General features: G+C 60.3%; 13 protein-coding genes. All 13 read right to left on the bottom strand.

What is annotated here, in order from left to right; all coding sequences use genetic code 11:
• Positions 1 to 27: 27 nt before the first annotated feature.
• The 13 genes from I3253_RS19340 to I3253_RS19280 all read right to left on the bottom strand — a co-directional run bounded on the left by I3253_RS19340 (position 28) and on the right by I3253_RS19280 (position 11,907).
• Positions 28 to 1,629, bottom strand: a complete 1,602-nt coding sequence (locus I3253_RS19340; RefSeq protein WP_037240008.1) for a nickel-dependent hydrogenase large subunit — start codon at positions 1,627 to 1,629, stop codon at positions 28 to 30.
• 22 nt (positions 1,630 to 1,651) lie between these two features.
• Positions 1,652 to 2,614 (bottom strand): NADH-quinone oxidoreductase subunit B family protein, encoded by a 963-nt coding sequence (locus I3253_RS19335; RefSeq protein WP_037240005.1) that lies wholly within the window; start codon positions 2,612 to 2,614, stop codon positions 1,652 to 1,654.
• A gap of 232 nt (positions 2,615 to 2,846) precedes the next feature.
• Positions 2,847 to 3,071, bottom strand: coding sequence for a hypothetical protein (locus I3253_RS19330; protein ID WP_037240002.1), 225 nt, complete (start codon positions 3,069 to 3,071; stop codon positions 2,847 to 2,849).
• A 3-nt stretch (positions 3,072 to 3,074) separates the two neighbouring features.
• Positions 3,075 to 4,472 (bottom strand): sigma-54 interaction domain-containing protein, encoded by a 1,398-nt coding sequence (locus I3253_RS19325; protein WP_197919459.1) that lies wholly within the window; start codon positions 4,470 to 4,472, stop codon positions 3,075 to 3,077.
• Positions 4,473 to 5,206: 734 nt separating this feature from the next.
• Positions 5,207 to 5,725 carry a type II toxin-antitoxin system YhaV family toxin gene (locus I3253_RS19320; RefSeq protein WP_197919458.1) on the bottom strand — a complete coding sequence of 173 codons (519 nt, stop codon included), beginning with the start codon at positions 5,723 to 5,725 and terminating at the stop codon, positions 5,207 to 5,209.
• Positions 5,722 to 6,048 (bottom strand): type II toxin-antitoxin system PrlF family antitoxin, encoded by a 327-nt coding sequence (locus tag I3253_RS19315; protein WP_005668772.1) that lies wholly within the window; start codon positions 6,046 to 6,048, stop codon positions 5,722 to 5,724. The genes I3253_RS19320 and I3253_RS19315 overlap by 4 nt, the downstream gene beginning before the upstream one ends.
• 124 nt (positions 6,049 to 6,172) lie before the next feature.
• Positions 6,173 to 6,826 (bottom strand): DUF6927 domain-containing protein, encoded by a 654-nt coding sequence (locus tag I3253_RS19310; protein WP_197919457.1) that lies wholly within the window; start codon positions 6,824 to 6,826, stop codon positions 6,173 to 6,175.
• A 102-nt stretch (positions 6,827 to 6,928) separates the two neighbouring features.
• Complete coding sequence (locus tag I3253_RS19305; RefSeq protein WP_009503761.1) at positions 6,929 to 7,522, bottom strand: hypothetical protein; 594 nt, start codon at positions 7,520 to 7,522, stop codon at positions 6,929 to 6,931.
• A 74-nt stretch (positions 7,523 to 7,596) separates the two neighbouring features.
• Positions 7,597 to 9,579, bottom strand: a complete 1,983-nt coding sequence (locus I3253_RS19300; protein WP_197919456.1) for a ParB/RepB/Spo0J family partition protein — start codon at positions 9,577 to 9,579, stop codon at positions 7,597 to 7,599.
• 154 nt (positions 9,580 to 9,733) lie between these two features.
• Complete coding sequence (locus I3253_RS19295) at positions 9,734 to 10,123, bottom strand: DUF3768 domain-containing protein (RefSeq protein ID WP_197919455.1); 390 nt, start codon at positions 10,121 to 10,123, stop codon at positions 9,734 to 9,736.
• A gap of 87 nt (positions 10,124 to 10,210) precedes the next feature.
• On the bottom strand, positions 10,211 to 10,420 hold the full coding sequence (locus tag I3253_RS19290) for a DUF6330 family protein (RefSeq protein ID WP_197919454.1): 210 nt from the start codon (positions 10,418 to 10,420) through the stop codon (positions 10,211 to 10,213).
• Positions 10,421 to 10,443: 23 nt separating this feature from the next.
• A complete protein-coding gene (locus I3253_RS19285; protein ID WP_197919453.1) occupies positions 10,444 to 11,382 on the bottom strand; it encodes an ArdC family protein in 939 nt (312 codons plus the stop codon).
• A 39-nt stretch (positions 11,383 to 11,421) separates the two neighbouring features.
• Entirely contained in the window at positions 11,422 to 11,907 is a 486-nt protein-coding gene (locus tag I3253_RS19280; protein ID WP_197919452.1) for a hypothetical protein, read from the bottom strand.
• Positions 11,908 to 12,066: the final 159 nt, after the last annotated feature.

Genomic DNA, 12,066 nt, shown 5'->3' with positions numbered 1-12,066 from the left:
ATTTGATCCGCCGGCCAAACATAAACATCAGGCTGTTCGGAAGCGTGCCAGTTCATCACCGGATTTGGCATCATGCGCATGAACAGTACACACAAGGCAACTGTCATAGGATCGACAAACGTGACCGACCTCGACCGGATCCGCGCTGTTCTTGATCGGCGTGCCGATCAACGCTTCTTCGATTGGCCCCCGGGCGCCGTCAGATGTACGCGGCCCAACATTCCATGTCGTCGGCGCGATGATCTGGTAATTGGCGATCTTGCCGTCGCGTACATCGATCCAATGGCACAGCGCACCGCGAATCGCCTCGGTCGCACCCCAGCCCTGTCCGTCTTTTTCAGTTGGCTTTATATACCATTCGTCGTTCAACTGGAACTCGCGCAAATTGCGTTCGGCTTCGCGATAGAGAATGCAAAGCTCGTGCATCCGCGCAAAGTGGCGCAGCATCGTCGAAGCACCGCCCATCTTGCGGTACATATCCAGCACCAACCCGTCGCTGTGCTGGAAGTCATGGCCCGTGTCATTGCCCGCCACCAGACGCCGCGCCAGCGGGCCGGCCTCGAGGCGACCGCTTTCGGCATGCGACACGGCCGTCGACCAGGAATACTTGCCCTCCGGGTCGATGGGGTTCTTGCTCACTGGGTTCGTGGTGCGGTCGAACGGGTGGACCGCACCCGCCGCCTCGTCGTACCAGGCGTGCTGCGTGTCTTCGCGGACAAAGGACTGGTCCATCGGGCTGAATGTGTCGGATGCACCGTCGTAGATGCCCGATTTCATGATCACCGCATCTGAGCGACCATCAATCGTGGGGTTCTGATACTTGTCCTCGTGGGGCAGATACCCCCATGTGGTGAACCGGCCGTGGCCTTTACCGTACTGGTCAAGGCCAATGTCCTTGGACATGCGCCAGAACAGGCCCAGATCAGAATTGGCGTGCTCGGGCTTTTCGTCCAGCCATGCCTCGAATTGCTCCAAGGTCTGGATTTCTTCGTAACGCTCCATTGAGCAGCCGAGCCACAGTGGCTCGATCCAGTTCTGACGGAAATGCTCCAGAATAGACCAGGCGCGGGTGATATCCGTAAGTGTCGGAGAACACATGACGCCGCCAGGCACCATGAAGGACGAATGCGGCCACTGACCGCCCAACAGCGCGTAAATCTCGACCGGACGGCCGGAGATTGTCACGCCTGCTTCATAGGATGTGCCGGTAAACGGGGAATAGCGTTTGACGGCTTCCTCGTAAAACGGGCTCATCGCGTAGTTTTCGTTGGTATAGTCGATCATCCACAACCCATAATGGTGGCGCGGCAGGGACTGCAGAGATTCCACGATCTGGCCGAGGTTGCGCGCCAGAATGGCGTTGCGCGGCACGGTGGTGCCCCAGGCAGTATCGAGTGCCCAGGCTGCGCAGGTCAGGTGTGACGCACCGCAGATCCCGCAGGCGCGCGGCGTGACGACCAGACCGGCTTGGGGGTCCTTGTCTTTCAGGATGACTTCGAACCCGCGAAACATCTCCGCGTGGGTCCAGGCGTTGGTGACAACGCCGTTTTCAATATCGACCCGGACATCCAGATCGCCTTCGACGCGGCCAACCGGCGAAATGTCGAGTGTTTCTACTGCTGCAGACATAATTCTCTCTCCCAATTCGCAGTTAGACTACGAAGATATCTTCCTCTGCCCACGCAGGTGCCGCGCCTTTGGCGGCGGAGGTGAGCTTGATGTAACCCTTCTTGTCCACGCCCTCGGGCATGTCCTTGGGTACACCCATGACGGTTTGTGTCTTGAAGACCGTTCCCGGCGCCAGATCAAAGAACGGGAACTCCGGTTCGGTACAGCCCAGGCAGGGCATACCCGCACGGGTTTTTGACGAATGGCGGTTCCACAGGATGCGATTGCAGGGGCTGTGAGTCATAGGACCACGACACCCCAGATCGTAGAACAGGCACCCCTTGCGCTGGCCGAACGCCGTGGTCGACACCTTGTAGGCAAAATGCATGTTGCGCGTGCACCCGGTCTGCGTGAAAGAGGAAAAGAACGTTTTGGGGCGATGGAATTCATCCAGCGTCAGATCACCGGCCCGACCCGTGGCAACCGCCACCAGAATCTGCGTTACCCAGTCAGGGTGTGCCGGACAACCCGGAATATTGATGACAGGCAATCCGGATTTAGCGGCAAAACCTTCACCCAGTGCGCCGCCCTTGTCGCGCTTGAGAAACTGCAGGCCGACGCTGTCGGACGGGTTCGGCGCCGTCGCCGGAATGCCGCCATAGGTCGCGCAATCGCCGATCGCCACGACAAAATCAGCAACCGCTGACAGCTCTTTCACCCACTCCTTCATCGGGCGCCCGCAGAACCGGTTCCATTCGCCGGTGCCGTCCGGCGCATTGATGACGGTGCCTTCGAAGACAAAGATGTCCAGCTTGATCTCGCCAGAAATACACTTCTCGACGATCGCTTTGACCTGATCGCCCAGTTCAAGCCCGAGGGAGGGTTGCCAAAGGACGTTGATCCCAAAGTCAGTGACCAGATCACATGCGCTTGGTTCCTCTGCATTCAGGAAAGACATCGTGTTGCCGGAACACGCGCCCCCCTGAAGCCACAACAGGTTTGCCATTTTTCTTCCTCCCAAAGACTATCATTCCTGCCGCGACATCCTCGCCTCAGAGCCAGGCTTGTTGCTTGTCGACCCTGCGAAAGTCGCGGCATTTATGGTGGAAGTGTGTACCGTTGCGCACAGTCGAGCAAATCAACACTAGCGGTCAGCGCGGCGATTTCTGGTAACAAAGTGTAAACTGAAAACTAAGTTGCCATGGGGGAATGTAAACTTGGCTGACAGCTGACAGGGCTTAGCCCCGTCGCCCGCAAGCCGGGCATTCGGCCTCTCCGAAGTAGCTGTACCAGATCCCCTTGCAGCTCTTGCACCAATGGCCCCTGGCGCCCGTGCCCGAAGGAGCAACGGCCTTTGACATGGCGGTCAGGCCCAGATTGCGCGGCTTGGACCGGGTCTTGGCCAGTCCGGATCGGGCATAGGGGAAACCAATGACTTTCGTGGCAGGCGCGTCATCGTCCATGTCTTACCCTTTGCGCAGACCGTATCTCTTGATCTTGTTTGCCAGCCCGACTCGTGACAAGCCCAATTCTTCCGCGACCTTACTTTGATTCCAATGAAACGCCTCCAGCGCCTTGGTCAAAACGACCTGCTCCAAATGTTCGACCTTGTCTTTAAGCGTTACACCGGATGGCACGAAAGCTGCGTCCTCGCCGTTTTCGATTGGCGTGCGCGCGATCTTTTCCGATAAATGTCGTAGAGCAACATATCCACCTTGTTCCGCAACCGCGACCATGCGCTGAACTTCGCTTTCCAGCTCGCGGACATTGCCCGGAAATGGGTAATACTCCAACCGCTTCAGAACGTCAGATGTGACACCCAATACCCGGCGACCAACCACACCGGCATATTTCTCAACAAAGAACTGTGTCAGCACCGGGATGTCGTCGGTCCGGTCGCGAAGCGGTGGCAATTCCAGTTGAAACCCGCGTAAACGATAATACAGATCGCGGCGGAAACTGCCTTTTTCCACCATCTCCTCAATTGAACGGTTGGATGCCGCGATGATCCGCACGTTGCTGTACAGTGTCTTGTCTGAACCAAGTGGTTTGACTTCGCCCTCTTGCAGGAAGCGTAAAAGGGCCACCTGAAAATGCGGTGATACTTCTGACACCTCGTCCAGAAACACCGTGCCCCCATCAGCCGCCCGAAAAAGGCCCAGCCGATCCGCAATCGCCCCCGGAAAGGCGCCACGCATGTGGCCAAACAGCTCGGAATACAAGGCATCGTCAGACACACCGCCGCAATTCTGGCTGTGCATGGGTGAATTCGCGCGATCCGAGTTAAAGTGAATGGCGCGCGCCAAAAGCTCCTTGCCGGTGCCCGTCTCGCCTCGGATCAGGACCGGCATGCCCGTGGAGGCCGCGACTTTCGCCTCGGCGACAACTTCGGCCATCTTGGGGCTTGCATAGACCAGTCTTTCAAAGCGTGAAACGCCACCCTGAACCGATCCGCCTTCCTCGTCGTTGAAAATCTCGTCATCCAGCGACAGCTTGAGCTCTCTGCTCAGTATCCGGTGCCGGCGCGACAGCTCGGCGTGTTCCTGGGCGCGCTTGACGACGATGCGGATCTGCTGCTCTTGCACCGGTTTGGCAAGATACAAATAGGACGCCGTATCTTCGCAGAGTTGCGCGCCGCAGCTCATTTCATTTTTTTCGCAAATAACAATGCGCCAACACGCGGTATGAGACAAGCGAGACCGCGCCAACGCGTTGTCCGGTCCAAAATCATCCTCATCGACGTCATAGAGAATGAGGTCCACGTTCACTTCGTCAAGGCGGCTCTTTGCGGAGTTATCATCCTCGCAAAAGATCAGCCGATACCCATCCAATTCGCTCAGAGCGCTGGAAGCGGACAGGGTCAAAGCCTTGTCCTTGGACTTGATAAGAACCGTAGATATATTCGACAAGGTGCTTGGACCTCCGTTGCCACTGATGATTGCCGGATCAGTATCAGCAAACATTCTTTGCATAAAGAGAACTATTTATGCAAGTTCTGCTTGCAATCTAGCTTCAGAGTGCAAATCCAGCGCCACTTCGCCTGTTGTGAACATCCAGTGCTACGTCCTGTCACTTCATTCCAATTCAATCGCCCCTCCGGCTCATACCCCGCTGTCATAGCGGCCACGGAGCGAAGGGTTACATCCGACCAAGAAATCCACGAAGCTATTGGTCAACCGCGACGAGGACTTTATCGGACCAGCAAGACCAGGCCGACCGCTCCCCTCAGGTTCCCGCTTGGTGTAGCGAATGCTCGGTTCGGATGATGACCGTATGGGCCAAGCTCAATGACGGGTTTGGCGACATGATCAACAACGCGACGAAGCATGTTCGGCAATTGCGAACGGATGCTGCGTCAGCAAAAGCCGCATCTGCGTAAGTCCGAAATGTCCGCATCTTACCAGTTCGTACACGATGCAGCGAACGGCTGGTGTACGGATAGGGAGGGACTTCTGAGAATTTCATCGTACCAGCCATATGACACACCAATGTCGCTTATTTCACTCGGCTCAAGGGTGACGGGAGATTGTAGGGCAGAACGACCTCTTTACGGACAGCCTCAGCGTAGGATTCTGCCCCTTCCAGCATTCGACCCCACTTACCGATCGGGCACCGCTTCAAGGGAAGTTTCGAACCGCTTGCCCGCCGCTGCAGCTTCTTTCAAGAGCGCGTCGAAATTGTCAGGTGGATTGCCATCTTCCAACATCCCTTTGAACGTCGCATAGGCATCCGTCTTGCTGCCGTAGGCGCGCAGGGTCTTGTCGTCGTTCACCCAGGCCACCACGATGACCTTTGCATCGCTGTTGAACCGATAGAACAGCCGATACTGCTGGAAGAATTTCGCCCGGAACCAGTGCTTGCGGTGATCGCCGAGTGTGCCGCCTTGCCGGAAGGCGGCGGCACCCGGATCTGCCGGTATGGCCTCGGTGACCAGCTTGAAGATGGCGGCCAGCCGTTTCGTCGGGTTTTTCTTGCGCCAGGTCTTAGGATCGCGTGCCTTACACGCCTCGACCTCTTCAATCAGCCCTTCGAGCTGATCCAGAAAAAGCGGATGCGCATAAATCGACCATCCGTTTACGACAAGGGGCGCTTGGGCGGGCACGCTATCGCCGCTCATTCATCCTCGAGCGATAGCGGCGCATCGAGATCGACGTCAACGTCTCCGACCAGTGCTGCAAGACGGTCATGCAAAGCCCCATCGAACGCCCGAATGCGGTCCGGATGCGCCTTGATATCGGCCTCGACAAAATCGAGAAAGGCTCCGAGCACGGGATCTTCCTCGTCGCTGCGCACGGGCTCGATATAGACCCTGCCACTCGGCTCGGTGCAGTAACGAATCTGGTCGCCCTTGCCCAGCTTGAGCTGTTTGCGCACACCCGCCGGCACGGTCGTCTGATACCGATCCGTGAGTTTCGAGACATCTTGTGCGAGGGCTGTCATGGCAGTCTCCTGAAGAAAAGGGTCTTTGCTGCCCGCGATAGGTAATGCATCTGCATTGTCTTGTCAAGACAAGCCGCAGGATCTGCTGTCGCCGGGCAGGTCGATGAACCGTCCGGCGCAGGACCTAATTTCGCCCCGCCAGGAACTCCGCCAGCACCGGGCTAGCCGCACCTTTCGCGGAGCTGAGCAGCTCCGAACCCGCAAGCGAGGCCTTCGACAGGCGTACGAGCCCACCAGTTTCCTCGATGCGGTAGCAGCGGCGCTTTTGCCGCCCGCGCCTGTAGTGGGTCGCGGTGACAATCTGGCAGGTACTGCCATCGGTGAGCGTCACAGGTGCTGCGAGCCTGATCTTGTCGCCTTCCTCGTAGTCCGGGATCGCAGCCCAGTCCTGGCAGCGCTGGCGCCAGGCATGGGCATAGCTGTCCGGGTCTTTCAGGTCGGAGAGGAGCTCGATCAGCCCAAGGGGAGCACGAGACTCGTTCGGGCCAGCACTTTCCTCCATGTCCTTGTAGCCCCAGCAGCCGTCATCGTATCGGGTGAGGAAGACAGCACCGAACGTGATGGAGCCATCCGCATCGGTCACATAGGTCGTGTCCTCGACCGGCGAGCCATCGATACTTGTGACCTTTGCCGCCGCGTACCAAGTCGAACCCACCTTGCAGGCTTTGACCAGTTCCGTCTTGCGCCTGTCGCCATGAGAGGTGCAGAGCCGGGCAATCTCCGCTTTCTCATCCGCGTAGGTCTGGACGCGGCGATCGGTATAGAAGAGCCATCCCATCTCAGAGTCCTTTCTCTCATTGGGGAAATTGTTGTCGTCAATGTCCCGAGAGGGCCGCAGGCCTGGCAGGGTATTGGCGATGCTTGTTTGAGAAAGGGCGCGTTACGCCGCCCTCCGGTCATCGATTTCCATCAGCGCATCGAGCGGCACGCGGTAGGGCTGCATGGCGTCGAAATCCTCGCAATTGCCGCAGTTCTGCACGATCGCGAAGGTATCGCAGGCATCCTTGAGGATGACCCGGAAGGTGCCGCCGAGGCCCGAGGGCACCTCGTAGGTCCCGCCGATGAGATAATCCGAGGCCCGGCGTACGAAGACGCGGATGCTGTGGCCATCGGTGGCGAGCCGGATGGCCCCCTGCCCCCGGTCGATGAGCACCTGCACATCGTCGAGAATGTCGGTATAAAACTGGCCGGTCAGATCGCGAAACGCCATGCGGCGCTGCGCCATCCAATCGGTATCCCGAAACGGGTTCATGCCGTCGGCAAAGGCGAAGGACGGATCGGCCTGTTCGGTGGTGACGATGCGGGTGGTCGTGCCATCGATGCCGTTCGAGCGCAGATGCACGCCGTTGCCGACGATGAGGATCAGGGCCGGCCTGTCCACCGGGCCGTTCCAGTTGGGAAGGAAGGTTTTGCAGGCGCGCGCATGGGCGATCTGCGCTGCGACAGCGGAGGCAGAGAACTTGAGAATAGCCATGGGGATGTCTTTCCGTTGGGTGTGGGAGGGTCGACCCGCGCGGGCGGAATATCTCGCGCGGGTCGCGTGAGGCCTCAAGCCGCTTGCGCGATCTCGCTGTCAGGCTCGGGAGATGCCGAGGCGGGCTCCGCCTCATCACAGACGACACCGGCCGTCTGCATCATGGGCGGGCACCAGGCGGCCACGGCAGCGCGCTGCGCTTCCGTGAGCGTGGCGAAGGGCTCGGCGAAGAGCTTGTCGCAGAAGGCGACGATCTCCTTCTTGCTCGACGAGGCCAGCGTCACTGCCTCCTGTGCCAGACCCAGATCCTCGCCGAGGATCTTCAGGAGCCAGGCCTTCTTGAAGCGGTTGAAGAGCGCCGCGTTCGGCGTCCAATGCGCTCGGATGTCGGGCATGATCTCGATCTCGAAGTCATGCATCAGGCTGTCGCGCCGCGGGTCCCGGGCAAAGCAGGACTGCGTGGTACTGGCGGTGGCATAGGCCACGAGCTTGGCCTTCTCGCCGGCCTCCAGCGCGCGAAACGCCGCGAACTGATCGGCGGGCGAACGGCTGTCATCGAGCCAGGAGAGGTCCAGCGCATCATGCGCCGCCGCCACCTGCTCAAGCGAGGTCTCGTCGATCTCGTCCATCTTGGCATGGCTGCGGTATTCCTTGCGGGCGTCGACCTTGATCGCCTGCGTGACGCTCATGCCGCTGCCCAGAACATCGCTCACCAGCTTGAACAGGGTCAGATCGAGCGTGGCCTCCGGATGCAGCGCCATCGCAGCCCCGAGCGCCATGGCCCGCTCGGTCTTGAGGTCCTCTGCAAGCGAGGCCGGGTAGCTGATCTCGCCAGCGTCAGGGGCCTCCTGCGCGGTCGGGTTGGCCGACGAACCGCGCGCGCCCTCCTCTTTCGCGATGTCCTCCGGGCGGACGAGGCCAACATGGAGCGTGATCTGCCCACCCTGCCACGACGCAATCACCCCGGACCGCGCGAGGTCCTCAGCGCTATAGGCCTCTTGCAGGTCGCGAGCTTCCTCTTCCAGAGCGTCCACCCGGTCGTAGAGCGCATTGTAAGCGCCGTCCTCAAGCCCCTCATCTTCCATTTCGAGCTGCAGTTTCTCAAGTTCAGCGGTGATCTCATCCACGCGCTTCTGGGCGGTCTCATCCGGCTCGACGGGTCCTGGGTAGACACGGCCATAGTCTGCCATGGTCGCGTAATCATAACGCACCATCGCATCTGCCCAGGCAAAGCCTAGTTTTGCGCGGGCCTCCTCAGCGGCAGCCCCGAGTTTCTCGAGCAGTATGGTCTCGACCAGCGCCGCATCCTCGAGCACGGAATGCTCTTCCAGAAGATCGGCCGCGACAGCGCCGCCGCGGGCCTCGTAGTCTTCACGCACGAAGGCCCCGATATCGTCGCTGACCTGCACGCCGCGCGATTTGAGCGCCTGACGGACGGTGTAGGCCTGCAGATAGCCGCCGTCTTTCGTGAGTGCCTCAAAGACCTCGCGCTGCACCTCCTGGCTCGGATGCTCGACAAAGGCCTTCATCGTGTCGAGCGTGATCGTCTTGGCCCGGGCCGCGGCGCGGATGTCGGGGTGGATCAGCCCGTAGCGCAGCCGGCCTTTCACGGCGGCCACCGTGGTGCCGAAGGTTTTTGCGATGGTCTCGGGCGTCTGGCCGTCGACCTCCATCATTCGGGCGAAGGCCTCGAACTCGTCGATGGCGTTCATCGGTGCCTGGGTGATGTTCTCGGCAAGCGACAGCGCCGTGGTGACGTCGCAGTCCTCAGGGACAAGGCGGCAGTCGATCTTGGTCTTCGCCGTGAAACCCTTGGCGCCCTTGTCGGCAACCAGTTCCTTCAGCGCAGCGTTGCGCCGGCCGCCGGCGAGCACGCCGTATTTGCCGTCGAGCTTCTGGACCATGAGCGGCTGCAGGAGGCCCAGAACGGCAATGCTGGCTTTCAGATGCGCGATGTTCTCGGGGTCGTAGGTTTCCGGGGAGTTGCTGCGCACGTTGGCGGGATGAGCTGTCAGATCGCCGATAGCGACGGAGACGGGTTTGAAACTTGCGGTCATAGGATGTCCTTTTCGATGGGTATGGTGCGGCCCGCGCTCGCGCGCGACCAATCCCCGGCTTCGGGGATCAAAACGACAGAAGGCCCGCTTTGCCTTTTGAGGGGCAGCGGGCCTTCATCGTCTGAGATGTCAGGGGGAGGCGTCCCCTGCCCCTTTACCAGTCGCGCGCCAGCATGATGGTCAGCACGCGCATGGTGGTGGCGGGGTTGTCCGGGGTCTCAGCCCCGTAGCGGAAGTCCGAATCCGCCTCATAGAGATCGATCTTCCAGAACACGGTCTCTCCCCGGATCTCGACCGCCCCGAAATCGTGCCAGCCTTCCGGGTCATTCTCGGGCTCGAACGTGGCAAACTCACCGGTGGCCTTCACCGCCTCGGCCATGAAGCCGTCACCGACCTCCATGAGCGAGCGGGTGACATGCATCCGGCCTTGGACGGGCTGCGCGGGCGGCACTCCAAGGCACGCGAGCTTGCGGAACGCGTCGTTCTGCGCGGCGATGACGCTCGGATCCGGGCATTCTGTATGGGGCTGTGCAGTGATGGTCATAGGGCTCTCCTTTGAGAAGTTGAAACACCCTTCCCAAAGCCTGCTTTTTCTTTTCCGCGGGGCGGAGGAACCGAAGCAGAAGGCGCCCTACCCGAACAGCCCCTTGGGTCTGTAATTCGGGTTGGGGATGGTTTCGATCCAACCGCCTTGTTCCTTGATGCTCTCAAGTGCCGCCGAGAGGGGATACGCGCCCTCGGACGCGCTCCACCAATAGGCACCGCGTTTGAAGGAGATGATCTTGCGGCGGCCGTCGTTGAAGCAGGCCACCCGCAGCGTCTTGGGTTCTTTACGTGACATGCGAGTCTCCGTTCTCCGTATGGTCAAGCAGCCTCGGCGCTGCGCCCTGCCCTGCCCGCCTCTGACCGTGCGATCAGGTAATCACAGGCGCGCTGCGCATCCGCGGCGTGCTTGAAGATCGCACCCTTATCTGAGCGAAGAACGCGCAACCAGTTGTGGAGATAGGCGGCATTCATCTCGAGCGTATGGGCCGTGAAGCCGAGCGTCTGGCCGAGAAACACCGAGGTCAGCTCGGCGACGATCTCTTCGCGGGCATAGGCCGTGTTGCCGAAGCGCGAGAGGCCGTAGTCGCGATTGAGCCGATGCGGGGTTTTCGTGGCATGGGCCAACTCATGGGCCCAGACCCCGTAGAAGTTCCGCGGGTTCTCAAACCGCGTGATGGACGGCATGTAGACCTTGTCCACGGGCGGCAAATAGTACGCTTCCGTGCCCGTGAAGACGGTCGTGATGTCGATAGCGTCGAAAAACGCCTGCATGTGCGGGATGGGTTCAGCGGGCGGATGCTCGGGCGCGGGCTCCGGGTCCGGATAGAAGCTCTCGGGCAAGCCCTCGATCTGACAGGCATTGAACACGCGGTAGGATTTCTGGAAGCGGAAGACGCGGGCCTCCTCGGAGTGATCATTGCTCTCCCCCTGATCATCCTCGCCGTCGGCGTCTTTCCGGCTTTGACCATAATAGACGACGACAGAGGACTTCTCGCCCTTGCGCACCTTCGCGTCCAACGCATTGGCCTGCGGCAGCGTCATCCAGAAGGGCGAGCTATGGCCCGCCATGACGGTGCGCATGGTCAGCAGGAAGTTGTTGACCCCTTGGTAGGGCTCACCGCCCACGCGCAGGGGGCGTGAGCTGCCGCCTGCCGTCCAGGGCTTGCGCCACGGCAGAACGCCGCGCTCGATGATGCGGATGATTTCGTTCGTGATGACCTCGGAGGCATCAAATTTGGGCGTGCGGGATCGGGCCATGGCTGGCCTCCTTTCGTGTGTGGGTGAGATGTTTGGGGATCAGATTTTCTGACTGGGCCGCGGATCGTTGGCGACCTTCGCGCCAAGCGCTTCGACCATGTCGATGTAGGTGGTCAGCGAGACAGACTGGCCGGCACCTGAGTGGTCAGCGTCGACCGATCCGCCTCGCACCACCCGCGGCAGGTTCGCGAAGGCAATAACATCGGTGACGGGTCGGATATCGATGAAGGGCGTCCCGAGTGCGACCGCAAGAGCGGCCAAGGGAAATCGTTCGGTCGGCGCGAAACTCGACACGGTGGTCCAACCGAGATGGATGAACGTCCCACCCTCCCCGCAGATCACGTGCGCGTTTGGCAATGACGCCGCCTGCCTGAGATAGCCGAGATCGCGGAGAACGGCTTTCCGCTCGAGCTTCCGTGCCAGCCCTGTCTGACCGGCTCGGCGCAGCTCTCTATGCCGCCACCAAGAGGCAGCGGTCGCGCGCAACACGCGCAAGACACCTGTTTGCATGGGAATGCCCTTCATCCGGAAAAACAGACCGGAACCCGGCCCGGACCCATCTGAGGGACCCCAAAGGCCCTCATCCGTCAGTCACAAAACCCGAAGAACACTTCCGTAATGGGGCGGATCATTGTCAAGGGTTTCCGGCAAGCCAAGAATTCCGGCGAACATTTCTTTCTTCAC

This window comes from Thiosulfatihalobacter marinus (assembly GCF_016019955.1).
In the GTDB taxonomy this organism is placed as follows: Bacteria; Pseudomonadota; Alphaproteobacteria; order Rhodobacterales; family Rhodobacteraceae; genus Shimia; species Shimia marinus_A.
This window is presented reverse-complemented; position numbering and strand designations above follow the sequence as displayed.

What these genes read in the sequence shown, in the direction of transcription:
- I3253_RS19340 (WP_037240008.1), bottom strand. Translation starts at nt 1,629, where the DNA reads ATGTCTGCAGCAGTAGAAACACTCGACATTTCGCCGGTTGGCCGCGTC.
- I3253_RS19335 (WP_037240005.1), bottom strand. Translation starts at nt 2,614, where the DNA reads ATGGCAAACCTGTTGTGGCTTCAGGGGGGCGCGTGTTCCGGCAACACG.
- I3253_RS19330 (WP_037240002.1), bottom strand. Translation starts at nt 3,071, where the DNA reads ATGGACGATGACGCGCCTGCCACGAAAGTCATTGGTTTCCCCTATGCC.
- I3253_RS19320 (WP_197919458.1), bottom strand. Translation starts at nt 5,725, where the DNA reads ATGAGCGGCGATAGCGTGCCCGCCCAAGCGCCCCTTGTCGTAAACGGA.
- I3253_RS19315 (WP_005668772.1), bottom strand. Translation starts at nt 6,048, where the DNA reads ATGACAGCCCTCGCACAAGATGTCTCGAAACTCACGGATCGGTATCAG.
- I3253_RS19310 (WP_197919457.1), bottom strand. Translation starts at nt 6,826, where the DNA reads ATGGGATGGCTCTTCTATACCGATCGCCGCGTCCAGACCTACGCGGAT.
- I3253_RS19305 (WP_009503761.1), bottom strand. Translation starts at nt 7,522, where the DNA reads ATGGCTATTCTCAAGTTCTCTGCCTCCGCTGTCGCAGCGCAGATCGCC.
- I3253_RS19300 (WP_197919456.1), bottom strand. Translation starts at nt 9,579, where the DNA reads ATGACCGCAAGTTTCAAACCCGTCTCCGTCGCTATCGGCGATCTGACA.
- I3253_RS19295 (WP_197919455.1), bottom strand. Translation starts at nt 10,123, where the DNA reads ATGACCATCACTGCACAGCCCCATACAGAATGCCCGGATCCGAGCGTC.
- I3253_RS19290 (WP_197919454.1), bottom strand. Translation starts at nt 10,420, where the DNA reads ATGTCACGTAAAGAACCCAAGACGCTGCGGGTGGCCTGCTTCAACGAC.
- I3253_RS19285 (WP_197919453.1), bottom strand. Translation starts at nt 11,382, where the DNA reads ATGGCCCGATCCCGCACGCCCAAATTTGATGCCTCCGAGGTCATCACG.
- I3253_RS19280 (WP_197919452.1), bottom strand. Translation starts at nt 11,907, where the DNA reads ATGAAGGGCATTCCCATGCAAACAGGTGTCTTGCGCGTGTTGCGCGCG.